This window comes from Chitiniphilus purpureus, assembly GCF_025642115.1.
GTDB lineage: Bacteria > Pseudomonadota > Gammaproteobacteria > Burkholderiales > Chitinibacteraceae > Chitiniphilus > Chitiniphilus purpureus.
The window spans coordinates 2,777,432-2,798,878 of the sequence record NZ_CP106753.1; the positions used below are offsets into that span (position 1 = coordinate 2,777,432).

General features: G+C 64.7%; 24 protein-coding genes and 1 other RNA gene. 16 read left to right on the forward strand and 9 right to left on the reverse strand.

Annotation, left to right across the window (positions count from 1 at the left end; translation table 11 throughout):
* Nucleotides 1–7: 7 nt before the first annotated feature.
* A complete protein-coding gene (typA, locus tag N8I74_RS12850) occupies nucleotides 8–1,822 on the reverse strand; it encodes a translational GTPase TypA (protein WP_263123504.1) in 1,815 nt (604 codons plus the stop codon).
* Nucleotides 1,823–2,042: 220 nt separating this feature from the next.
* Between typA and putA the strand changes: the two genes are divergently transcribed.
* From putA to N8I74_RS12885, 7 genes are all read left to right on the forward strand, one after another.
* Complete coding sequence (gene putA, locus N8I74_RS12855; RefSeq protein ID WP_263123505.1) at nucleotides 2,043–5,555, forward strand: bifunctional proline dehydrogenase/L-glutamate gamma-semialdehyde dehydrogenase PutA; 3,513 nt, start codon at nucleotides 2,043–2,045, stop codon at nucleotides 5,553–5,555.
* 272 nt (nucleotides 5,556–5,827) lie between these two features.
* Entirely contained in the window at nucleotides 5,828–6,757 is a 930-nt protein-coding gene (locus tag N8I74_RS12860; RefSeq protein ID WP_263123506.1) for a branched-chain amino acid ABC transporter permease, read from the forward strand.
* Between the two features lie 29 nt (nucleotides 6,758–6,786).
* Complete coding sequence (locus tag N8I74_RS12865; RefSeq protein WP_263123507.1) at nucleotides 6,787–7,899, forward strand: ABC transporter permease subunit; 1,113 nt, start codon at nucleotides 6,787–6,789, stop codon at nucleotides 7,897–7,899.
* Entirely contained in the window at nucleotides 7,896–8,666 is a 771-nt protein-coding gene (locus N8I74_RS12870; protein ID WP_263123508.1) for an ABC transporter ATP-binding protein, read from the forward strand. Before N8I74_RS12865 ends, N8I74_RS12870 begins: the two co-directional genes overlap by 4 nt.
* Entirely contained in the window at nucleotides 8,663–9,379 is a 717-nt protein-coding gene (locus tag N8I74_RS12875; protein WP_263123509.1) for an ABC transporter ATP-binding protein, read from the forward strand. The genes N8I74_RS12870 and N8I74_RS12875 overlap by 4 nt, the downstream gene beginning before the upstream one ends.
* A 68-nt stretch (nucleotides 9,380–9,447) precedes the next feature.
* A complete protein-coding gene (locus N8I74_RS12880; protein ID WP_263123510.1) occupies nucleotides 9,448–10,203 on the forward strand; it encodes a YdcF family protein in 756 nt (251 codons plus the stop codon).
* A 100-nt stretch (nucleotides 10,204–10,303) separates the two neighbouring features.
* Complete coding sequence (locus N8I74_RS12885) at nucleotides 10,304–10,687, forward strand: hypothetical protein (RefSeq protein WP_263123511.1); 384 nt, start codon at nucleotides 10,304–10,306, stop codon at nucleotides 10,685–10,687.
* On the opposite strand, the gene N8I74_RS12890 is transcribed toward N8I74_RS12885, so the two are convergent.
* From N8I74_RS12890 to N8I74_RS12920, 7 genes are all read right to left on the reverse strand, one after another.
* Nucleotides 10,653–11,501, reverse strand: coding sequence for a CPBP family intramembrane glutamic endopeptidase (locus tag N8I74_RS12890; protein ID WP_263123512.1), 849 nt, complete (start codon nucleotides 11,499–11,501; stop codon nucleotides 10,653–10,655). The genes N8I74_RS12885 and N8I74_RS12890 overlap by 35 nt on opposite strands.
* 69 nt (nucleotides 11,502–11,570) lie before the next feature.
* Entirely contained in the window at nucleotides 11,571–12,344 is a 774-nt protein-coding gene (locus N8I74_RS12895) for a peptidylprolyl isomerase (RefSeq protein WP_263123513.1), read from the reverse strand.
* A 47-nt stretch (nucleotides 12,345–12,391) separates the two neighbouring features.
* Nucleotides 12,392–12,655, reverse strand: coding sequence for a BolA family protein (locus N8I74_RS12900; RefSeq protein WP_263123514.1), 264 nt, complete (start codon nucleotides 12,653–12,655; stop codon nucleotides 12,392–12,394).
* Between the two features lie 19 nt (nucleotides 12,656–12,674).
* Nucleotides 12,675–12,977 carry a YciI family protein gene (locus N8I74_RS12905; protein ID WP_263123515.1) on the reverse strand — a complete coding sequence of 101 codons (303 nt, stop codon included), beginning with the start codon at nucleotides 12,975–12,977 and terminating at the stop codon, nucleotides 12,675–12,677.
* Between the two features lie 3 nt (nucleotides 12,978–12,980).
* Nucleotides 12,981–13,547: a septation protein A gene (locus tag N8I74_RS12910; RefSeq protein WP_263123516.1), complete on the reverse strand. Its 567-nt coding sequence runs from the start codon at nucleotides 13,545–13,547 to the stop codon at nucleotides 12,981–12,983.
* A gap of 304 nt (nucleotides 13,548–13,851) precedes the next feature.
* An RNA gene (gene ffs / locus N8I74_RS12915) (signal recognition particle sRNA small type) lies at nucleotides 13,852–13,949 on the reverse strand.
* Nucleotides 13,950–13,996: 47 nt separating this feature from the next.
* Complete coding sequence (locus N8I74_RS12920; RefSeq protein WP_263123517.1) at nucleotides 13,997–14,974, reverse strand: asparaginase; 978 nt, start codon at nucleotides 14,972–14,974, stop codon at nucleotides 13,997–13,999.
* A 64-nt stretch (nucleotides 14,975–15,038) separates the two neighbouring features.
* Here N8I74_RS12920 and smpB point away from each other — a divergent pair, with 64 nt between their 5' ends.
* A complete protein-coding gene (gene smpB, locus N8I74_RS12925; protein ID WP_263123518.1) occupies nucleotides 15,039–15,494 on the forward strand; it encodes an SsrA-binding protein SmpB in 456 nt (151 codons plus the stop codon).
* Nucleotides 15,495–15,515: 21 nt separating this feature from the next.
* Here the strand turns inward: smpB and plsY are convergent, their stop codons facing one another.
* Nucleotides 15,516–16,136, reverse strand: coding sequence for a glycerol-3-phosphate 1-O-acyltransferase PlsY (gene plsY / locus N8I74_RS12930; protein ID WP_263126753.1), 621 nt, complete (start codon nucleotides 16,134–16,136; stop codon nucleotides 15,516–15,518).
* Nucleotides 16,137–16,223: 87 nt separating this feature from the next.
* Between plsY and N8I74_RS12935 the strand changes: the two genes are divergently transcribed.
* The 8 genes from N8I74_RS12935 to N8I74_RS12975 all read left to right on the forward strand — a co-directional run bounded on the left by N8I74_RS12935 (nucleotide 16,224) and on the right by N8I74_RS12975 (nucleotide 21,441).
* Nucleotides 16,224–16,580 (forward strand): dihydroneopterin aldolase, encoded by a 357-nt coding sequence (locus N8I74_RS12935; RefSeq protein ID WP_263123519.1) that lies wholly within the window; start codon nucleotides 16,224–16,226, stop codon nucleotides 16,578–16,580.
* 237 nt (nucleotides 16,581–16,817) lie between these two features.
* The gene (locus N8I74_RS12940; RefSeq protein WP_263123520.1) at nucleotides 16,818–17,387 is read left to right on the forward strand and encodes a Tim44 domain-containing protein; all 570 of its coding nucleotides are present in this window, start codon (nucleotides 16,818–16,820) and stop codon (nucleotides 17,385–17,387) included.
* 110 nt (nucleotides 17,388–17,497) lie between these two features.
* Nucleotides 17,498–17,836: a hypothetical protein gene (locus tag N8I74_RS12945; RefSeq protein ID WP_263123521.1), complete on the forward strand. Its 339-nt coding sequence runs from the start codon at nucleotides 17,498–17,500 to the stop codon at nucleotides 17,834–17,836.
* Nucleotides 17,837–17,859: 23 nt separating this feature from the next.
* On the forward strand, nucleotides 17,860–18,525 hold the full coding sequence (locus N8I74_RS12950) for a Crp/Fnr family transcriptional regulator (protein ID WP_263123522.1): 666 nt from the start codon (nucleotides 17,860–17,862) through the stop codon (nucleotides 18,523–18,525).
* Between the two features lie 77 nt (nucleotides 18,526–18,602).
* Complete coding sequence (locus N8I74_RS12955; protein WP_263126754.1) at nucleotides 18,603–19,571, forward strand: L-threonylcarbamoyladenylate synthase; 969 nt, start codon at nucleotides 18,603–18,605, stop codon at nucleotides 19,569–19,571.
* 140 nt (nucleotides 19,572–19,711) lie between these two features.
* Nucleotides 19,712–20,173 (forward strand): type IV pilin protein, encoded by a 462-nt coding sequence (locus N8I74_RS12965; RefSeq protein ID WP_308445857.1) that lies wholly within the window; start codon nucleotides 19,712–19,714, stop codon nucleotides 20,171–20,173.
* On the forward strand, nucleotides 20,174–20,701 hold the full coding sequence (locus N8I74_RS12970) for a GspH/FimT family pseudopilin (RefSeq protein WP_263123523.1): 528 nt from the start codon (nucleotides 20,174–20,176) through the stop codon (nucleotides 20,699–20,701).
* Nucleotides 20,695–21,441: a PilW family protein gene (locus N8I74_RS12975; RefSeq protein WP_263123524.1), complete on the forward strand. Its 747-nt coding sequence runs from the start codon at nucleotides 20,695–20,697 to the stop codon at nucleotides 21,439–21,441. The genes N8I74_RS12970 and N8I74_RS12975 overlap by 7 nt, the downstream gene beginning before the upstream one ends.
* The last annotated feature ends 6 nt before the right edge of the window (nucleotides 21,442–21,447 follow it).

Genomic DNA, 21,447 nt, shown 5'->3' on the forward strand with positions numbered 1-21,447 from the left:
GGAAACCTTACCCCTCGGCCTTCGCGGCACGGCGGCGCTCGTGCTCCTGCAGGTGGCGCTTGCGGATACGGATGCTCTGCGGGGTGATCTCGACCAGTTCGTCATCGTCGATGAACTCGACCGCCGACTCCAGCGTCAGCTTGATCGGCGGGGTCAGGCGCACCGCCTCATCGGTGCCCGAGGCACGCACGTTGGTCAGCTTCTTGCCCTTGATCGGGTTCACCACCAGATCGTTGTCGCGGCTGTGGATGCCGATGATCATGCCTTCGTACAGCTTGTCGCCGGGGCTCACGAACATGCGACCACGGTCTTCCAGGTTCCACAGTGCGTAGGCAACCGCATCGCCGTGCTCCTGGGAGATCAGCACGCCGTTGTGGCGGCCGGGCAGATCGGGCTTGACCGGGCCATAGTCGTCGAACACGTGGCTCATCAGGCCGGTGCCGCGGGTCATGGTCATGAAGTCGGACTGGAAGCCGATCAGGCCACGCGCCGGAATGTGGTATTCCAGCCGGGTGCGGCCGTTGCCATCGCTTTCCATGTTGGTGAGTTCGCCGCGGCGGCGACCGATCTCTTCCATGATGCCACCCTGGTGCTCATCCTCCAGATCGATGGTCAGGTTCTCGTACGGCTCGCACTTGACGCCGTCGATCTCCTTGTACACCACGCGCGGCTTGGCGACCGCCAGCTCGAAACCTTCGCGGCGCATGTTCTCCAGCAGGATGGTCAGGTGCAACTCGCCCCGGCCCGAGACGCGGAACACGTCGGCATCGCCGGTATCCTCGACGCGCAGCGCGACGTTGGTCAGGAGTTCCTTCTGCAGCCGGTCGCGGATCTGCCGGCTGGTGACGAACTTGCCCTCGGTGCCGGCCAGCGGCGAGGAATTGACCATGAAATCCATGGTCAGCGTCGGCTCGTCCACCGACAGCATCGGCAGGCCGACCGGATTTTCCTTGTCGCAGATCGTGACGCCGATGCCGATGTCCTCCAGGCCCGAGATGATGACGATGTCGCCGGCCTCGGCCTCGTCCACCGGCACGCGCTCCAGCCCCTGGAAACCCAGCACCTGGTTGATGCGACCAGCGGCGACCTGGTCCTCATGGTTCATCACCGCCACCTGCATGCCGGGACGGATACGGCCGTTGAGCACACGGCCCACGCCCAGGCGCCCGGTGTAGGTCGAGTAGTCGAGCGCGGCGATCTGCAGCTGCAATGGCGCGTCGGCGCTGCCCGGCGGCGTCGGCACATGCTTGAGCACGGTTTCGAACAGCGGGCGCATGTTGTCCGATTCCTCGGCCAGATCCAGCTTGGCAAAGCCGTTCAGACCCGAGGCGTAGATGATGGGGAAATCGAGCTGTTCGTCGGTGGCGCCAAGCTTGTCGAAGAGGTCGAAGGTCTGGTCCACCACCCAGTCCGGACGGGCGCCAGGACGGTCGACCTTGTTGATCACGACGATGGGGCGCAGCCCCAGCGCCAGCGCCTTCTTGGTGACGAAGCGGGTCTGGGGCATCGGCCCTTCCACCGCATCGACCAGCAGCAGCACGCCATCCACCATGCCCAGCACCCGCTCCACCTCGCCGCCGAAGTCGGCGTGGCCCGGGGTGTCGACGATGTTGATATGGGTGCCTTCGTAATCGATGGCGGTGTTCTTGGCCAGGATGGTGATGCCGCGCTCCTTTTCCAGGTCGTTGCTGTCCATCACACGCTCGTCGACCTGCTGGTTTTCTCGGAACGTGCCCGACTGGCGCAGCAGTTGATCGACAAGTGTGGTCTTGCCATGGTCGACGTGGGCGATGATGGCGATATTGCGAAGGGCGCGGGTCATGACGGGAAGTGCCGGAATGGATGCAAAGCCGGCGAGTATAGCACGAGGCCAAGACCCCCATATCACGTGGCGATATTCGCAGGCAGGGGTCAGGGTCTGAGGCGTAGTAGCGCCTTGCCGCCGATTCGTGCCGATGCAACAGCCCGATGCGGCGGATTTCGCACAAGCGCCGAGCAGCTTCTAAGTTGGAATCGTCCCGCCCGTCCCGTCAGGAGCTGCCATGGCTTTGGTCGATTCCCTTTCCGGGGCCGCCCCCCTGGTGCCTGGCTTCACCGCGCCACGGCATGTCAGCGAGGCCCGGATACTGCGCGCCTTGCTGCCGCTGGCCCACCTGAGCGCCGACGAACGCGCCTTTGCCGAAGGCCAGGGCCAGCTGCTGCTCGAATCGTTGCGTGAAGCAAGGCGCCACGGCGGCGGTGCCGATGCGCTGTTTGCCGCCTTTCCGCTGGGCACGCCGGCCGGCCGTGCGCTGCTGACACTGGCCGAAGCCCTGCTGCGCATACCCGATACCGCAACTGCCGACCAGTTGATCCGCGACCAGCTGCACGCTGCTGACTGGGCCCATGGCGAGCGCAGCCCTTCGCTGCTGGTCAATCTTGCCCGCGTGGGACTGGCGACGGCCGGGAGCTGGAGCACTTCGCAGCCAGGCGAGACGTTGGTCCGGTTCGCGCTCAAGCAGGCACTGCGCCGGACCGCCGAGCACTTCGTCGGCGGCGAGGGCATCGCCGCCGCACTGGCAAAGCGGCAGCCGGGATTTCTGTATTCGTTCGACATGCTGGGTGAGGCGGCGCTGACGCAGCAGGATGCGGAGCGCTATGCGCAGGCCTACGCCAACGCGATCACGCATCTGGGCAGGCAAGGCGGCGCGACGGGGGCGACCTCACCGTGCGGCGTGTCGGTCAAGCTTTCCGCGCTGCATCCACGCTACGAACACCGCCAATGGACACAGGTGCAGCGGGCGCTTTATCCGCGATTGCTGGCGCTGGCGCGCATGGCGCGTGAAGCCGACCTGCCATTCACCATCGATGCGGAGGAAAGCGAGCGCACGCCGCTGACGCTGGCCTTGTTCGGGCGGCTGTTGGCCGAGCCGACGCTTTCAGGCTGGGACGGACTCGGCATCGCGGTGCAGGCCTATCAGAAGAGCGCCCTGGCGCAGATCGACTGGCTGGTGGAGACCGCCGCCACACGCCGGCGGCGTATCGTGGTGCGGCTGGTCAAGGGCGCGTACTGGGACAGCGAGATCAAGCGGGCCCAGCTCGAGGCCTGGCCCGACTATACGGTGTACACCCGCAAGGCGCATACCGACACGAGCTTCCTGGCCTGCGCGCGGCAACTGCTGGCCGCGGCCGACAGCGTCTATCCGGCATTCGCCACCCACAACGTGTTCAGTGCACTGGCGCTCCATGCGATGGCCGCAGACCGGCCATTGGAATTCCAGTGCCTGTACGGCATGGGCGAAGCGCTGTATCGGCAGTTGGCCGGGCACGGCATCGACCGTCCCTGCCGCGTCTATACCCCGGTGGGCGCGCACGCCGCACTGCTGCCCTACCTGGTGCGGCGCCTGCTGGAGAACGGTGCCAACCAGAGCTTCGTGCACCAGTTGCTGGTCTCGGAAAACCTGGCCGATGCGCAGATCGATCCGGTCACCGCCAGCACTGCCGCCATACCCGGCCTGCCCGCGCCCACGCACCGCCCCGGCCATGGGGCGGTCGCCCCGGGGCTAGACTGGAGCGACGATGATGCTGTCGCGGCCTTGCATGGCGACATGGCTGCGGATCGCCCCCCCACCGTGGCGGCCCCCCTGCTTGGCGCGGACCCATGCATGCCTGCTGTCGCGCATGCGCTCTTCAACCCGGCGCGACCGTATGAGGCGATCGGGGAAATGGCCGCCAGCAGCGCACGCGACGTTGCCGCGGCCTGCCATACCGCAGCGGGTGAGGCAGCGGCATGGGCCGCGACACCGGTCGCCCGGCGCGCGCAGATGCTGGACAACGCGGCGGCGCTGCTGATCGCCCGACGCGGCGCGTTGCTGTCGCTGCTGGTGCGCGAAGCAGGCAAGACATTGCCGGCGGCGCTGGCCGAAGTGCGCGAAGCCGTCGATTTCTGCCACTACTATGCCCGGCAGGCCCGCCAGCTGTGGCCTGGGGCAGCACCCACGCCACTGGGTCCGGTGGCGGCGATCAGCCCGTGGAATTTCCCACTGGCGATCTTCGTCGGCCAGATCGCGGCGGCGCTCGCCGCCGGCAACCCGGTGCTGGCCAAGCCCGCCGCCGAGACCCCCCTGATCGCCCGCCTGGCCACCGAGCTGCTGCACGAGGCAGGGATCCCACGCGGCGCCCTGCAATATCTGCCGGGCGGCGGCGAGGTGGGCGCCCGCCTGAGTGCCGATCCGCATATCCGCGGCGTGCTGTTCACCGGCTCGCTGCCGGCCGCCCAGGCCATCCACGCCGCACTCGCTGCCGGCGATCCAGTCCGGCCGCTGATCGCCGAAACCGGCGGCGTCAACGCCATGGTGGTCGACGGCTCGGCTCTGGCCGAGCAGGTGGTACGCGATGCACTGGTCTCCGCATTCGACAGCGCCGGCCAGCGCTGCTCGGCGCTGCGCCTGCTGTGCCTGCCCGAGGAAACCGCCGACGGCATCATCGCGCTGCTGGGCGACGCGATGGACGAACTGCAGGTGGGCGACCCGGCCGAGCTGGCAAGCGATCTGGGACCGCTGATCTCGCATGGGGCCAAGGCCAACGTGGAACAGGCCCTGCAGGCATTGGCCGACCAGGGCATGCGCATCACCCGTGCTCCGCTGGCCCCGCGCGATGGCCATTTCCTCGCCCCGGCACTGGTCGAGATCGATGCACCCGAGCGGCTGCCCGGCGAGATCTTCGGTCCGGTGCTGGCCGTGCTGCGCTACCGGCGCACCGAGCTGCCGCTGCTGCTCGCCCGGCTGGATGCGCTGGGCTACGGCCTGACGCTGGGCATCGCCAGCCGCTGCCCCAGCCTGATCAAGACCGTGACGCAGATGGTGCGGGTGGGCAACGTCTATGTGAACCGCAACCAGATCGGCGCCGTCGTCGGCCACCAGCCGTTCGGCGGCGAGCGCTTGTCGGGTACCGGGCCCAAGGCAGGTGGCCCCTGGCTGCTGTGGCGGCTGGTGCGCGACGCCGACCCCTGCGCACTCATCCCCGCCGCGGCGCCGGCAGTCCCGCACCCGGCCCTGCCGGCGTTGCTGCAGCTGGCGCAGGCGCAGCCGGACGGCGCGGCACTGCAGCAGCGGATCGTCGGTTTGTTCCAGCGCGACCTGCTGTCGGTCGAAGTGACGCTGCCCGCGGTGGCCGGTGAGCGCAATACGCTGGGCTATCGCGCACGCGGCACCGTGCTGTGCCTTGCCGCCACCGCCAGTGAACGGATACTGCAGATGGCCTGCGCGCTCGCAACCGGCAACCGCGTCCGCATCCCGGCCGGTACCAACCTGCCCGCCTGGCCCGGCAGCCTTGCCGGTCAGGTGAGCGTGGTGGCCGATCCGCTCCACACCGCATTTGACGCCGTGCTGTGGGACGGACAGCACGATCCTGCACTGCCGCAACGGCTTGCGGCGCTGCCCGGGCCGATCCGCCAACCCATCCTGCCGCTGTCCGATGGCGCCTACCCGCTGTTCCGGCTGCTGACCGAGGTGACCGTCACTCTCAATACCGCCGCCGTGGGCGGCGATGCCGAACTGCTGGGAGGAACGCCTTGAACCGGGCGCCGCCGGTGGCTCACTCCGTAAGGGAAAGTCGCAGTTTCGGCGCCCCGCCCTGCTCTGTAAGTTTCGCCGGACAACTGTTACGGTAGTATTCGCCCCCAACTGCACCCCACCTGCCCGTGTCGCGCGGCGTCCACCCGGCCACGCGAAGGAGCGTACGGCCAAAAGCCGGGCGCCAGCGGCTACGACGGTCAGCACCGATGCTCATCCCGGTGGGTGCTTCACGGCACACCGGCATTCCAGGACCCTCGCAGAGGATCAACAAGGTGGACATATTTATTCAGCAACTGCTCAACGGGCTGATCGTGGGCAGCATCTATGCCCTGATCGCGCTTGGCTACACCATGGTGTACGGCATCATGCAGCTGATCAATTTCGCCCATGGCGAGATCGTGATGATCGGCGCGATGGTGACCATCACCTGCATCAATGTGCTGTTGGGCGCCGGCGTGCAGTTGCCCGGCCCGCTGCTGCTGCTGGCCGGCCTTGCCATGGCGATCCCGGTGTCGATGCTGCTGGGTTTCACCATCGAGCGCGTCGCCTACCGGCCCTTGCGCCGTGCCCCAAGGCTGGCGCCGCTGATCACCGCGATCGGCGTGTCCATCGTGCTGCAGCAGGCGGCCATGCTGATCTGGGGACGCAACTACCGGCCGTTTCCCAGCATCCTGCCGACCGAAGTGCATGAATTCTTCGGCGCCGCGATCACCGACCTGCAGATCGCCATCATCATCCTGGCCTTCCTGCTGATGGCCGGGCTGTTCTTCCTGATCGAACGGACCAGGCTGGGCCGGGCCATGCGTGCCACCGCACAGAATCCGGACGTGGCCGGGCTGATGGGCGTGAACATCAATACCGTGATCTCGCTGACCTTCATCATCGGTTCGGCGCTGGGTGCCGTGGCCGGGGTGATGGTCGCCGCGAACTACGACCAGGCCCACGCCTATATGGGCTTCATGATCGGTCTCAAGGCATTCACCGCGGCAGTGCTCGGCGGCATCGGCAACCTGGGTGGCGCGGTGATCGGCGGCATCCTGCTCGGCATCATCGAGAGCCTGGGGGCGGGGTACCTGGGCGATCTCACCGGCGGCTTCCTCGGCAGCCACTACAAGGACATCTTCGCCTTCGTCGTGCTGATCGCCGTGCTGATCTTCCGCCCCAGCGGCCTGATGGGCGAACGCGTCGCCGAACGCGCCTGAGCCGTTGCGCATACTGGAGCCCTAGAACTATGAACTTCGCATTCATGCAGACGCGCCACGGCAAGGCGATTGTCTATGCACTGCTTGCCGTGGCCCTGGCGGTGTTGCCCTGGGTGCTGACCGGCGGCTTCGAGAACGGCAAATCGTGGGTGCGCGCGGTCGATTTCGCGCTGCTCTACATCATGCTGGCGCTCGGCCTCAATATCGTGGTCGGCTACGCCGGCCTGCTGGACCTTGGCTACATCGCCTTCTACGCCGTCGGCGCCTACGCCTACGCCTTGCTGAATTCACCGCACCTGCAGGCGCTGCTGCCGGTGTGGCTGATGGGGCCGAACTTCATCGTGATGCTGATCATCGCCGCGGTGCTCGCCGGCATGTTCGGCGTGATGCTGGGCACGCCGGTGCTCAAGCTGCGTGGCGACTACCTAGCCATCGTGACGCTGGGCTTTGGCGAGATCATCCGCATCTTCATGAACAACCTCGACCGCCCGGTAAACATCACCAACGGCCCGCAGGGCGTCAACAACATCGACAAGGTGCACTTCCTCGGTATCGATTTCGGCCGGCCGATGGAATGGCTGGGGCTCACCTTTGACATGGTGCATCTCTACTACTACCTGATCCTGGCGTTCTGCATCTTCATCATCTTCGTCACCCTGCGGCTGCAGCACTCGCGCATCGGCCGCGCCTGGGTGGCCCTGCGCGAGGACGAGATCGCCGCCAACGCCATGGGCATCAACATCCGCAATGTGAAACTGCTGGCCTTCGCCATGGGCGCCTCGTTCGGCGGGGTATCCGGCGCGCTGTTCGCCAGCTTCCAGGGTTTCGTCTCGCCCGAGTCGTTCGTGCTGATGGAATCGATCATGGTGCTGTGCATGGTGGTGCTGGGCGGCATGGGCCATATTCCGGGCGTGATCCTCGGCGCCATCATCGTCGCCATCACCCCGGAAATCCTGCGCGATGTGATCAATCCGTTGCAGGAAGGCCTGTTCGGCCGCCGCGTGCTCGATCCGGAAAACCTGCGCATGCTGATCTTTGGCCTGGCGATGATCATCATCATGCTGCTGCGCCCCGAAGGACTGTGGCCGTCCAAGCGCCGTGCCCGCGAATTCCATGAACACGACGAGGAGGCCAAGGCATGAGCGCGCCCTTGCTCGAAATCCGCGGCATCCATAAGCGCTTCGGTGGCCTGCATGCGCTGAACGATGTCAGCCTGGCGATCAACGTCGGCGAGATCTACGGCCTGATCGGCCCCAATGGTGCCGGCAAGACCACCCTGTTCAACGTGCTGACCGGGCTCTACCAGCCGGACGAAGGCGCGTTCACCTTCGCTGGCCGTGATTTGTTCCGCAAGAAGCCCTATGTGGTGGTCGAATCGGGCATTGCCCGTACTTTCCAGAACATCCGGCTGTTCGCCAACATGACGGCACTGGAGAACGTGATGGTCGGCCAGCACGTGCGCACCCGCACCGGCGTGATCGGCGCCGTGCTGCGTCACCCCAGGGCCCGTGCCGAGGAAGCCGGCATCAAGACCCGGGCGCAGGAGCTGCTCGACTACGTCGGCATCGGTCGCCGCCACGACGAGCTGGCGCGCAATCTCTCCTACGGCGACCAGCGTCGGCTGGAGATCGCCCGCGCCCTCGCCACCCGCCCGACACTGCTGGCGCTCGACGAGCCGGCCGCCGGCATGAATCCCTCCGAGACCGAGGGGCTGAAGAAGCTGATGGAAAAGGTGCGCGCCGACGGTGTGACCATCCTGCTGATCGAGCACGACGTGAAGCTGATGATGGGCCTGTGTGACCGCATCGCGGTGCTCGATTACGGCAAGAAGATCGCCGAGGGCGTGCCCGAAGCCGTGAAGAACGATCCACGGGTGATCGAAGCGTATCTGGGAGTGGCGCCGCAATGACCGACGCTCTGCTGAAAGTCGAAGACCTGAAAGTCGCCTACGGCGGCATCCACGCCGTCAAGGGCATCAACCTGGAAGTCAGGCAGGGCGAGCTGGTCGCGCTGATCGGCGCCAATGGCGCCGGCAAGAGCACCACGCTGAAGACGCTGGTCGGCCTGGTCAAGCCCGCTGGCGGCAGCATCACCTTCAATGGCGAGAACACCGCCAGGCTCGCGCCCTACCACTACGTGAACCGCGGCCTGGTGCTGGTGCCGGAAGGCCGTGGCGTGTTCCCGCGGTTGACGGTGGAAGAGAACCTGCAGATGGGCGCGCATACCCGCAACGACAAGGCCGGCATTGCCAACGACATGGCACGCGTCTACGACCTGTTCCCTCGCCTGAAGGAGCGGCGGCTGCAACTCGCCGGCACACTGTCGGGCGGCGAGCAGCAGATGGTGGCGATCGGCCGCGCCATCATGAGCCGCCCCAGGCTGCTGCTGCTGGACGAGCCGTCGATGGGCCTTGCGCCCATCATCGTGCAGAAGATCTTCGACATCATCCGGATGATCGCCGCCGAGGGGGTGACCATGCTGCTGGTCGAGCAGAACGCCAAGCTCGCACTGGAAACCGCCGACCGCGGCTATGTGATGGAAAGCGGCAGGATCACCCTGGCTGACGACGCCAAGGTGCTGCTGGCCAACGAAGCGATCCAGCAGGCCTACCTGGGCGAATGATCCGCCCGGCTTGACCGGATCGGAACGGGCCGCGATGATGCGGCCCGTTGCATTTGCGCGGGGCTTTGATGATGGTCGGCAGTATCGTCGCCAAGAATGCGATCGCCAGTCTGCTGCTCCCGCCCGGCAGCCTTGTGCTGCTGCTCTTTGCCGCATGGCATCTGCACACCCGTCGTCCGCGCGTGGCGCGTGCGCTGCTGACGTTGGCGGCCAGCGCGCTGTATCTGCTCAGCACCCCCGGATGCGCCACCTGGCTGCTGCAGCGGCTGGAGCCCGCGCCCACCCCTTTGACACAGCTGGCAACAGTCGACGCCATCGTGGTGCTTGGTGGCGGCAAGCGGTTGGCGGCCCGCGATCAGGTCGGCGGCGAAACCGTGAACAACGGCACGCTGGCGAGGCTGCGCTATGCCGCCCAGCTGGCGCGGCGCTGGAACAAGCCATTGCTGGTCACCGGCGGCAGACCCAAGGGCGGCATCGCCGAAGCGGTATTGATGCAAGCGGTGCTGGAGCGCGAATTCGCAGTACCGGTACGCTGGGTGGAAGCCGGCGCCAACGATACCGTCGACAACGCCCAGGCCACTGCCGCCATGCTGCCCCCGGACCAGCGCCGGGTGGGGCTGGTCAGTCAGGCATGGCATCTGCCCCGTGCCAGCCAAGCCTTTCGCAGCGCCGGATTCACTGTGGTCCCCGCCGGCACCGACTATGCCAGCCCGGAGCCGGCATGGCTGCTTTCGCTGCTGCCCAGCGCCGGGGCCTTGCAGCAAAGCCGTACCGCGCTGCACGAAATGCTGGGCCTGCTCTGGTACGCGCTACGCGGCCATTGAGCGTTTCCAGGCGCGATTTCGCGGTGCGGCGCGCTACAATCGCGCAGCCTGCCCGTCATGCCAGCCGGATAGGCCGCCAACAACAAATTCCGGAGGAGTCATGAACCGTCTGTCCACCCTGGGAGCGCTCGTCGCAGCATTGCTGCTTGCCGCCTGCGAACCCACGCCCGATCCCAATGCCAGCACGGCTGCCGCGACCTCGGCCGCGGCCGCCCAACCCGAACCGGCCTATGTGCCCAATCCGCTGCTCGATGCCGATCCACCCACCTATCTTGCGGTACTCGGGCCATGCGGCAAGGTGCTGTTCGAAGGCAGTACCGAACTGAGCGCCCCCGAATGCCTTACCGGCATCCGCGAGCGGGCCCGCGAAAAGGGCCTGGGGGAACTGACCGACGCCCAGCTTGCCGACGTGAACATCGGCGCGCGCTGGCGTCACGAACAGGGCAAGCTCAAGCAGCAGACGGCGCAAGCGCCGGATAAGTAAAGCCGACGAGGTGGGCGAGGTTGAACAGAAAATGCAGCGCGATCGCGCCCTCCAAGCGCCCGCTGACCCGGTAGGCCAAGCCGTAGCAGCCGCCCGCCACGGCAGCGAGCGCCGCATACAACGCCCCCCCGCTCATATGTGCAAGGCCAAATGCGGCGCTGGCAAGCAACCAGCCGGCATGCAACCCCAAGGTCCGCTCCAGCCGCCGCTGCAGATATCCGCGGAAGAACGCCTCTTCCGCCACACAGGTGAGCAGCAGGTTGCACATCACCCATAGCGGCAACCAGGGCGGCAGCTTCCATTGCGGTGCCACGAGCCCGGCGGCACTGGCCAGGACAAGCACGCCGGCCAGCGGCAGCAGCAGCCACACCAGCTGCCAGGATGCGCCGGGTACGGCGGCCCGACGCCGCAGTACCGCGCCGCAGCCCAGCAGCACCAGTGCCACCAGGGTCTTGTCCAGATTGAGATACAGGGTGTAGGGCACGCTGTCGGCACTCAACCGCACCGGGCCCAGCAGCAGCGGATTGCGCACGCCCGGCCATATATGCAGCGCGCTCGCCACGGCCCAGGCGGCAAACAACACATGGGCCAGCCAGCGTATCGGACCGCTGCGTGCACGGCCGGCAAGCGCGTACAGCGCGAAGCCTGCCAGCAGCGGCACCAAGGCCCACCAGCGCAGCACCCCCGCATGGAGGGCGACGGCCAGCGTGGCCGCCAGCAATACCAGCCACAGCCGGCGCCCGGGCCACCAGAGCGCCAGCACCGTGCCCCATAGCAGCAAGGCCATCATCCCGACCGGCCAGGATGGCATCATCTTTCCGAACCGCTCCTCAAACAACAACGCCCCGCAACTGCGGGGCGTCATCACGGCGTTATAGCCGGATTACTGGACCTTGGCCTTGTCGACCAGACCCTTGACGTAGTTCTGCACCTTCTGGCCCTGCAGCTCACGCTGCAGTTCCGGCTTCAGTTCCTCGTAGTTCGGGCCCTTGGCATCGCGCACGTCATCGAGCTTGATGATGTGGTAGCCGAACTGGCTCTTGACCGGCTCGGACAGCTTGCCCTTCTGCATCGCCTTGAGCGCATTGCCGAATTCAGGTACGAACGCGCTCGGATTGGACCAGCCCAGATCGCCGCCATTCTGCGCGCTGCCCTTGTCGATCGACTTCTCCTTGGCCAGGTCTTCGAACTTCTTGCCCTTCTTCAGCTCGGCCACGATGGTCTTGGCCTCGGCTTCTTCCTTCACCAGGATATGGCGCGCCTTGTATTCCTTGCCAGACAGGTTGACCTTGATCCGCTCGTATTCCTTCTTGAGCTCGGCCTCGGAGACCGGGTTGGTCTTGACGTACTCGTTGACCAGGGCACCAACCAGGATCTGCTGCCGCGCAAGCTCGAGGCGGGTCTGCACATCGCTGTTCTTTTCCAGGCCCTTCTTGGCCGCTTCCTGCACCAGCACTTCGTTGCGCACCAGTTCTTCCTTGATGCGGGCACGCAGCTCCGGCGTATCCTTCTGGCCACGCTCGGCCACCTGCTTGACGAAGAAGTCCAGACGGCTGTCCGGGATGGCGACGCCATTGACAGTGGCGACTGCCGCAAACGCACCGGCAGCGGACAGGGCCAGCGTGACAGCAAGGGCAAGTTTCTTGGTTTGACGCATTATTGTTGGGTCCTTTCTTGGAAAACCACGGAATCGTTGGCGGAAAATCAAAACTCGTCCGGACTGAACGCCCGGATCTGCAAGGCATGGATGCGAGCCGGAATCAGGTCGGCCAACAGCCTATACACCTGCCGGTGCCGCGCCAAGGCCGGTTGTCCGGCAAACGCCGCCGAAACGACCGTCAACTCGAAGTGCCCTCCCCCGGCCGCGGCACCGGCATGGCCGGCGTGCGCCGCGCTGTCGTCGTGCAACTCGAGCGCCTCGGGATTGAGGGACTGCAATCGGCGGCGGATCTCCTGGTCGACGTCCATCGTTGTGATGACCACCTCGTTACGGCAATACGTACTTGAATGGCTTGACGCTCACCGCCTCGTACACACCCGATTGGCGATAAGGATCAGCCTCGGCCCACGCCTGCGCCGCCGACAGTGAATCGAACTCGGCGACGATCAGACTCCCGGAAAACCCGGCCGGCCCGGGGTCCGGCGCATCCACCGCCGGAAACGGTCCGGCCAGGATCAGCCGGCCTTCGTGCTGCAGCGTCTGCAGCCTCGCCAGATGCGCCGGGCGCTGGGCCAGCCGCTCGGACAGACTGTCGGCGCGATCGGTTCCGATGATGGCGTAGAGCGGCATCGGTTATTTTTCCTCGACTGCGGCCGGGGATTCTGCCTCGCCATCCTGCAGATAGCGCGACAGCACGAGGCCCTGTCCGACCACGAACACCAAAGTCAGGCCCAGGGTGCCGAAGGTCTTGAAGTTGACCCATACCGTTTCGGAGAACGAAAACGCCACGAACAGGTTGAGCAGGCCCATCAGCACGAAGAACGTGATCCATGCGAGCGTGACGCCGGTCCAGACCGGATCCGGCAGCGACATCTGGTTGCCCATCAGCGCGCGCAGCAGATCGCGCCCCTTGAACAGCTTGGCGCCGCCCAGGATCAGCGCAAACGCCCAGTACAGCGCCGTGGGCTTCCACAGGATGAAGGTCTTGTCGTGGAACAGCAGTGTGGCCCCGCCCAGCAGGGCGATCAGCAGGAAGCTGATCCAGAGCATGGGCTCGACCTTGCCCCAGCGCCACCAGGCGAAGAGGACCTGTGCAGCCGTGGCGATGATGGCGACCCCGGTGGCGACGAACAGATCGCCGGTCCCCAGATAGACGCCGAAGAAAATCAGAACCGGAAACAGATCGAAGAGAAACTTCATGGGCGGGGGCTAGGCAAAGGATGGCGCATTATGCAGCGCGGCCCGTTTCGATTACAAGGCGCTGCCTTGGTTCAAATTCCAGTTCCATTGATGCAAAAAAAAGGCCCCGTGCCTGGCACGGGGCTCAATTACCACTGGAGATACACGAAGCATCAGCTTGCGAAATGAAGTCTGCGCCCCGGCTCTGTCTTCGTCCTTGATCGACATCAAGTTTGTTTTGCTGTTTTCAGAAATTACTGAAAGGCAAGACAGGCCATGAGCGCGTACAGCAGCACGGCGCGCTCATGGTCATGGAAATGGGGAAGGTGGCGAGCCTGACCCCCGGCACTGGCATCAAAGGCTGTGGCTGCTTCCTTCCGGACCTGACCAGGTTCACCCTCTAGCCATGCGGGGAGACCCGCCATGGAGACCGGCACTATACCATGCGATCCGTGCTGCGGCTACGCGGGTCAGCGGTCATCGGCCAGCACGGATTCGAAACGGTCGCGCATCCGGGCCAGAGCGCCGCCCTCGCCCAGGACCCCGTGCAATTTGACGAGCGCCGCCTCGGACGTCATCTCCGCACCATTCCAGACCCCCGCGGCCACCAACGGCCCGCTGCTGGCGTACTGTCCCATCGTGACCCCGCCACGCAGGCATTGGGTGCAATTGACCACCGGTACCTCCTGGGCCAGTTCTGACAGCGCGGCCAGCAGGTCCGGATGGTCAGGTACGTTGCCACTGCCGTAGGTTTCGAGCACCAACGCATCGCAGCCGCCGCGCATCAATTGCCGGCCCAACCAATGCGCGCTGAAGCCTGGAGCCAGTCTGCACAGCACCACGCGCTTGTCGGGCGCCAGGATCAATGCCCGCGGCGGCACGGCAGGCGGCAGCAGCCTATGGTGCGCCAGTATCCAGCGCTCGCCGTCGAACCGGCCCAATGGTGCCACGGCAGGGGTGGCGAAGGCCTCCTGACCCTGGCTGTCAAGCTTGCGTACCCGGGTGGCGCGCCATAGCCGCCCCGCAAACACCACACCGACCTCCCGGAACGCCGGCTCATTCACCAAGGCCAATGCAGTCGCCACATTGCCGGGTGCATCGCTGCCAGCGGCATCCCAGGGCTGCATTGCCCCGGTCAATACCACCGGGATCGTGCTGTCACATAGTTGATAGGCCAGTGCCGCGGCGGTCCAGGCCAGTGTATCGGTCCCATGCAGTACCACGACGCCGCGGTAGGTGCTGGCACGCAGCCGGATATCCTCGGCAAGACGCACCCAATGCACCGGTGTCATGCTGCTCGAATCGAGCAGCGGCACGTACTCCAGCACATCGCACTCAGGATGGCGCGCCATCAGCTGCTGTGTCAGCCACCCGCTTGCCGGGGCAAGGCCGCCTGCCGCCGCACGCATCCCAATGGTGCCGCCGACGTAAATGATGAGATTGCGCATGCTTGGCCTCGTGCGTCAGGTTGTGCCTTGGTTACAATCGCGGTTTATTTGCAATCGCTCCACCATGACCATCGTCGACAACCGCAAGGCCTTCCACGACTATTTCATCGAGGACCGGTTCGAAGCCGGATTGATGCTGCAAGGCTGGGAAGTGAAATCGATCCGCGCCGGGCGCGTGCAGTTGAAGGAATCCTACGTCAGCTACGCGAACGGGGATTTCTGGCTGCTTGGGGCCCATATCTCGCCGCTGACCACTGCGTCGACCCATATTACGACCGACCCGGTACGCCCGCGCAAACTGCTGCTGCACCGGCGCGAGATCGAACGGCTGTCCGGCCTGGTGGCACGCGCCGGCTACACTGTCGCCGCCCTCAACATGCATTACACCCGCGGTCGGATCAAGCTCGAGATCGGTTTGGCCAAGGGCAAGAAGCAGCATGACAAGCGCAACAGCGAAAAAGAGCGTGAATGGCAGCGCGAGAAGCAACGGCTGGTACGCAACGACAGCAAGCGCGGTTGAGCCGTGTCGCAAGGCGCATCGTCAAGCCTGACCGCCATCCTTGCCGGGCGTGCCGATCTGTCCTTCCCGCCCGTTCAGCAGGTTGCGGATATTGCGATGATGCCGGGCGATCAATAAGGCGCTGAGTGCGAGACTGACGTAGAAGTACTCGCGGTGTGGCGCCAGCCAGAACATCAGCAGGGGCGCCAGCACGGCAGCAATCAGCGCAGCCAGTGAGGAAATCCTCAACCCCTTGGCGACGATCAGCCATACCAGCAGCGTGGCCACCCCGACCCGCCAATCCAGTGCCAGCAACACACCGGCTGCGGTGGCCACGCCTTTGCCCCCCTGAAAACGGAAGAACACCGGCCACAGGTGCCCGACAAACACGGCCAGGGCGACGCAGGCGATATCGCGCGGCATGAGGCCCAGACGTGTACCCAAGGCCAGCGCCAGAAACACGGCCAGCCATCCCTTGGCCGCATCACCCGCCAGCGTGAGCGCCGCGGCCTTCCTGTTGCCGGTGCGCAGCACATTGGTCGCCCCCGGATTGCCCGAACCATAGGAACGCGGATCGGCCAGCCCCATCGCCTTCGACACGATCACGGCAAACGAAAGGGAGCCGATCAGATAAGCAATCAACACTGCAATTAACGGTGTCATCAGGAAATCCACTACAATCGAGCGCTCGGCATTGTAAGTCATCCGGCGCGCACGACGTCAAACCGTCCACCGCCTGTCGGCAAATCCATGGATATTATCTTCTTGCAGGGCGTGCGCGCCCGGACACTGATCGGGTGCTATGACTGGGAGCGCGTCGCGCCCCAGGTGGTGGAACTCGATCTGGAAATCGCGCTGCCCTCCACCCGGGCATGCCACACCGACAACCTGAACGACACCATCAATTACGACCAGCTCGTCACCCATCTGCGCAAGGAGCTCGAAGCGCAGCACTTCTTGCTGCTGGAGGCATTGGCGGACCATATCGCCAAGGTGATCCGCGAGCAGTTCTGCGCGCCTTGGACCCGGGTTTCGGTCATCAAGCCGGGAATTCTGCACGAGGTGACACGCGTCGGCGTCACGGTGGAACGAGGCCAACGCAGCTAGCCACGATTGTGCCCGCCTTGGCGCATGACGGCCCGCTTTCAGCTATCTTGTAAACCGGGCCGCGTTTCCCCACCTTCGAAACTCCGGCATATTCCTTCACACTAAAGTTCTTCCTTGATCTGATTCTGATCGTGCCGCATGGATTTATTGCGTACACCTCATCTGCTGCTTTTTTGCCTGGGCTTGCACGGTAGTGCACTGGCCGCTCAGGGCGAGGCCTCCAGTCCTGGCTCGGCAGTGGGCAACCTGCCCTGGGCATGGCTCGTCCTGTTGGGCGGACTGACGCTGGGCGGCCTGTTCTACCTGCGCCGCAGCGAGCGGCCGGTGGTCGACCCCTACCCGGAAACCCGCCCCATGCCCGGTTGGCAACTTGATAACGACGTCGAGCCACAGCGCTTCTATCACGTCAGCAATCAGATCGATGCCACCCTTGCCCACTCGGGCCGCCTGCCCGACGGCACCGAAATCGCAGCCTTTTTGCGCCACGCCAAATCCACATTCGTCCATATCCGCGAACAGGATGATCCGGCGAAGCTGGAGGTACTGCGCAAGTATGTGACTGCCGAGGTCTTCAACGATCTGGTCCGCCCGGAGGGCGCGCGCGGGGAGCGCGCCGCTTTTCCTGAATTGCATATCGAACTTGCGCAGCTTGCACATGAAAGTGATGTGCTGACGGCCCATGTGCGCTTCTACGGCAAGCTGGTGGCGGGGTCCAATTCCGTGCCTTTCCAGGAGACATGGCGTTTTGCCAAGCAGCACGACGGCAACAAGCGTTGGCTGCTCCGGTCGATGGGCGAGCGCAGCTGAGCCGGGCTCTTGCACGATGCCCCGCCTTTGACGGCGTGCGGACCGGTTCCGTCCGGGAATCGATTCTCCTACAATCCGGAAAATCTGCCACCCGATCCAGCCGCCCTAAAATGCGTCTTTCTGCACCGATCTGCCTGTCACTGGTCCTGAGCCTGCTGGCCGGGTGCGACCAGATCAACAATGCGTTGAACCAGCAGACCGAGAACGGGCAGGCGATCGGCGCGGGTTGTCGCCAGAGCGGCCGCGCGCTTGAAGACTGCTACCAACGCAATCCCCGGGTCTCGAAGGCGGACATCTTCGCCGGCTGGAAGCAGATGAACGAGTACATGCAAGCCAAGAAGCTCGATATCATCCCGCCACCGCCGGACCCGACCCCAGCGCCCCGCCATGCAGCGCCCGCAGCCAGTGCGGCGGCCTCGGCGCCCGCTTCCGAATCCAGCAATCACTGAAAAAAGCCACCGGAGAAATATCCATGGACCTGACAGTCCGCGCCTTCCTTGGAGAAATTGCGATCTTCGAGGGGTTTTCCGACGCAGACCTCGAAGTCGTCATGCAAGCCGCGGTCAAACGGCAATTGCCCAAGGGCAGCTTCCTGTTCCGGGAGGGTGATCCGGCCGAAGCGATGTATGTCCAGATGGAAGGACGCACCCGCTCCTTCACCAGCGACAACCAGGGCAAGGAATTCGTGTTCCAGATCGGGGAACCCGGCGATGTATACGGCGAGATCTCGATGATCGACGACGAACCGCGCGGCTGGTCGGTGCAGGTGGAGGAGGACTCCACCTTCATCATGTTCAGCAAACAGGATTTCCGTACGGCGCTCGAAGCTTATCCCCAGCTCAAGGACAAGCTGATCCTCAACCTGGCCCGCATGGTCCGCCGGCTGTCGCTGACGATGAAGAACCTGGCGCTGCTGGACGTCTACGGCCGGGTCAGGGCCTTGTTTGAAGAGATGGCGTCGGAGTTCGAGGATCACTGGATGATCCACGAACCGTTGACCCAGCAGGCGATCGCCGATCGCGTCGGCTCCTCGCGCGAGATGATCGCGCGCATCCTCAAGGAGCTGGTGTTCGGTGGCTATGTGAAGCTGGAAAACAAGCGCATCATCATCCTGCAAAAGCTGCCCGAGCGCTTCTGAGCCTCATCCGCCGGCACCGGCCCCGCCGCAGGGAGTGCCGGCGGTATAATCCGGGTTTTGCAGGTGCACCCATCGTGATGACCGAAACGGCGCTCGCGCTCGACCGTCTCCGTGCCGGAGAACTGGTCGCCATTCCCACCGAAACGGTATATGGCCTGGCGGCCGACGCCGCCAACCCTCAGGCGATCGCCAAGATCTTTGCGCTGAAGGGTCGGCCGGCCGACCATCCGGTGATCGTGCATATCGCCGGCAGCGCCCAGCTCGCGGACTGGGCAACCGACATCCCGGCGCATGCCTGGCGCCTGGCCGAAGCCTTCTGGCCAGGGCCGCTCACGCTCATCCTGCGGCGCCAACCCCAGGTTCCCGATGCAGTCACCGGCGGTCAGGACACCGTCGGCCTGCGCGCGCCGGCGCATCCGGTCACCCAGACCCTGCTGCGCCAGTTCGGCGGCGGCCTGGCGGCACCGTCCGCCAACCGTTTCGGCCATGTCAGCCCCACCACGGCGCAGCATGTGCGGGACGAGTTCGGCAGCCAGTGCCCGCTGGTGCTCGACGGCGGCCAGTGCGAGGTCGGTGTCGAATCGACCATCATCGCCCTGCTCGATGGCCCCCCCAAGCTGCTGCGCCCTGGCGGTGTGCTGCGGGAGCAGATCGAGGATCTGCTGGGCGTGCGCCTTGAACATCATCGCCACAGCCAGAGTGCCAAGTTGCGGGTATCAGGATTGCTCGACAGCCATTACGCGCCCCGCACCCCGTTGATTTCCGGCCCGATGCATAGCGTGCGCACGCTGGCGGCGGCCGCCGCGGCAGCAGGTCAGCGCGTTGCCGTACTCACGTTGCAGGGCAGCGAAGGCTACCCTGCCTCGATCCTGCTGCACCCCATGCCGGGCGACCCCGTACTGTATGCACACCTGATTTATGACGCCTTGCGTCAGCTTGATTCCCTTGGATTCGACACGCTCTACCTGGAGTGTCCGCCCGATTCCGCCGGATGGCTGGCAGTGAACGACCGTCTGTACAGGGCCAGTCATCAACGTATTGTTTAACCGCCTATCCTATACAGGCATGCGTGCGTCAGCAGATGACCGTGCAGCCAGGGCGCGCAAAATCAAGGCCTTGTCGACAGTAAGGGAAGCCCATAAGATATTGGTCAGAAAAAAACTGACAACGACATCGGAGGGTGGAAATGCGTAATCGTCTTGCCCGCAGTGACACCGGCTTCACGCTCATCGAACTGATGATCACGGTCGCCATCCTTGGCATCCTCGCCGCCATCGCGGTACCCAGCTATCAGAATTACGTGCTCAAATCCCGTCGCGCGGACGCGCAGACAACCATGCAGCGGATTGCCCAGGCCGAGGAAAAATGGCGTGCCAACAATCCTGCCTACACCAACGATTTCGCCAACCTGGGCCTGACTGCCACAAGCGCCACCACGCTGACCTCCGAAAGCCAGCATTACAATCTGACGATCCACGCGGAAGACTGCTCGGCAGCATTGGCCAGTGCCAGCTCCAAAGGCACGGCGTATTGCATCAAGGCGGCAGCCCAGGGTCGTCAGCTCAAGGATTCCGGCTGCACCTCGCTGACCTTGACCATCAAGAACGGGAATACCACGCCCCAGCCGGCTGCATGTTGGAGCAAATAAATGGTTGTTCCCAGTTACCGGAATAGAGGCTTCACGCTCGTTGAAGCGCTGTTGGTGGTCGCGATCCTGGGGATTATCGCAGCCATCGCCCTGCCTTCATTCGCCGATCTGATGGACCGGAAGCGGGTCGAATCCGCCGCCGTCGAATTCAAAAGCCTGGTCTCGTTTGCCAAGAGCGAATCCATCAAGCGCAATGCCGATGTATTCATTCTGGCGACCACCACCGGCAGCTGGGTGATACGGGCCAGCAGCGCCGCAAGTTGCTCCGCTGGCGCAGCGTGCGACCTGCGTTCGATGACACCCACCCAGCACCCCAAAATCACCCTCGCCATCAGCACAGGACTCGACGGCACGGCTTTCAGTGCAATAAGGATGCTGCCCGCGTTTGCCGGCGGCGTCACCGCCACGCAGACCGCGACGTTCGGGAAAAGTCCGTATCAATTGTCGGTGCAGATCACCGCCGCCGGTATCACCCGCATCTGCGTGCCAACCGGTCAACCTGCGCTCGGGGGATATCCGACATGTTGAATGTGCATGCGCTGTCTCGCCAACGCGGTCTGTCGTTGATCGAGATCATGATCTCGATCGTCGTCGGCATGTTCCTGCTGATTGCGGCGGCCTCGTTGGGCATCAATGCATTCAACGGCGCTCGCGACAGCGTCCGTGCGGTCGGCTTCCATGGCAATCTGCAGGATGTCGTCACCATCATGGGGCGTGAACTGCGCCGGGCCGGGTTTAACGCGGCGGGCGAGGACGATACCGGCAACGATGCCAAGTACTTCCGCCAGATCTGGTTCTCGCAAACGACGGCCGCCAACAGCGGCATCTACCGCTGTGTCGTGTTCCGCTATGACCGCAATGTCCCGACCTCGATCGCCAGTGCGGTGCCGGTTGCAGGTGCAGGTACGGTTGCCACCAACGAGGTCACCGGGCTGCGCTTCGATGCCACCGCACAGCAGGCCTACCTGCTGACCGGTGCCACCGCCATCAATACCACCAATTGCACCGGCACCGGCTGGGAGCCCTTGAACCTGACCAGCAATGTGGCCATCACCAGTCTGACTTTCACACCAAAACCGATCCAGGCGCTGGATGCAGGGGGCAACCCGACCGGGGCGATCATGGTGGAATCGGTCACGATCGACATCACCGGCACGGATGCCAGCGGCAATACCCGTACCCTCAGTGAAACCGTGCAATTGCGCAATCTGCCGGCCTGCCCGGTTTCGGCGACCCGCGCCGGCACCAAGATAACCAAATGTGATTGAGGAACA

Excerpts from the sequence above, each read along its gene's own strand:
- N8I74_RS12900 (WP_263123514.1), bottom strand. The coding sequence starts at position 12,655 with ATGGACGTCGACCAGGAGATCCGCCGCCGATTGCAGTCCCTCAATCCC.
- N8I74_RS12975 (WP_263123524.1), top strand. The coding sequence starts at position 20,695 with ATGTTGAATGTGCATGCGCTGTCTCGCCAACGCGGTCTGTCGTTGATC.
- N8I74_RS12870 (WP_263123508.1), top strand. The coding sequence starts at position 7,896 with ATGAGCGCGCCCTTGCTCGAAATCCGCGGCATCCATAAGCGCTTCGGT.
- N8I74_RS12865 (WP_263123507.1), top strand. The coding sequence starts at position 6,787 with ATGAACTTCGCATTCATGCAGACGCGCCACGGCAAGGCGATTGTCTAT.
- N8I74_RS12955 (WP_263126754.1), top strand. The coding sequence starts at position 18,603 with ATGACCGAAACGGCGCTCGCGCTCGACCGTCTCCGTGCCGGAGAACTG.
- N8I74_RS12935 (WP_263123519.1), top strand. The coding sequence starts at position 16,224 with ATGGATATTATCTTCTTGCAGGGCGTGCGCGCCCGGACACTGATCGGG.
- N8I74_RS12895 (WP_263123513.1), bottom strand. The coding sequence starts at position 12,344 with ATGCGTCAAACCAAGAAACTTGCCCTTGCTGTCACGCTGGCCCTGTCC.
- typA (WP_263123504.1), bottom strand. The coding sequence starts at position 1,822 with ATGACCCGCGCCCTTCGCAATATCGCCATCATCGCCCACGTCGACCAT.
- plsY (WP_263126753.1), bottom strand. The coding sequence starts at position 16,136 with ATGACACCGTTAATTGCAGTGTTGATTGCTTATCTGATCGGCTCCCTT.
- N8I74_RS12945 (WP_263123521.1), top strand. The coding sequence starts at position 17,498 with ATGCGTCTTTCTGCACCGATCTGCCTGTCACTGGTCCTGAGCCTGCTG.
- N8I74_RS12890 (WP_263123512.1), bottom strand. The coding sequence starts at position 11,501 with ATGATGCCATCCTGGCCGGTCGGGATGATGGCCTTGCTGCTATGGGGC.
- N8I74_RS12885 (WP_263123511.1), top strand. The coding sequence starts at position 10,304 with ATGAACCGTCTGTCCACCCTGGGAGCGCTCGTCGCAGCATTGCTGCTT.
- putA (WP_263123505.1), top strand. The coding sequence starts at position 2,043 with ATGGCTTTGGTCGATTCCCTTTCCGGGGCCGCCCCCCTGGTGCCTGGC.
- N8I74_RS12970 (WP_263123523.1), top strand. The coding sequence starts at position 20,174 with ATGGTTGTTCCCAGTTACCGGAATAGAGGCTTCACGCTCGTTGAAGCG.
- smpB (WP_263123518.1), top strand. The coding sequence starts at position 15,039 with ATGACCATCGTCGACAACCGCAAGGCCTTCCACGACTATTTCATCGAG.
- N8I74_RS12875 (WP_263123509.1), top strand. The coding sequence starts at position 8,663 with ATGACCGACGCTCTGCTGAAAGTCGAAGACCTGAAAGTCGCCTACGGC.
- N8I74_RS12905 (WP_263123515.1), bottom strand. The coding sequence starts at position 12,977 with ATGCCGCTCTACGCCATCATCGGAACCGATCGCGCCGACAGTCTGTCC.
- N8I74_RS12910 (WP_263123516.1), bottom strand. The coding sequence starts at position 13,547 with ATGAAGTTTCTCTTCGATCTGTTTCCGGTTCTGATTTTCTTCGGCGTC.
- N8I74_RS12920 (WP_263123517.1), bottom strand. The coding sequence starts at position 14,974 with ATGCGCAATCTCATCATTTACGTCGGCGGCACCATTGGGATGCGTGCG.
- N8I74_RS12965 (WP_308445857.1), top strand. The coding sequence starts at position 19,712 with ATGCGTAATCGTCTTGCCCGCAGTGACACCGGCTTCACGCTCATCGAA.
- N8I74_RS12950 (WP_263123522.1), top strand. The coding sequence starts at position 17,860 with ATGGACCTGACAGTCCGCGCCTTCCTTGGAGAAATTGCGATCTTCGAG.
- N8I74_RS12880 (WP_263123510.1), top strand. The coding sequence starts at position 9,448 with ATGATGGTCGGCAGTATCGTCGCCAAGAATGCGATCGCCAGTCTGCTG.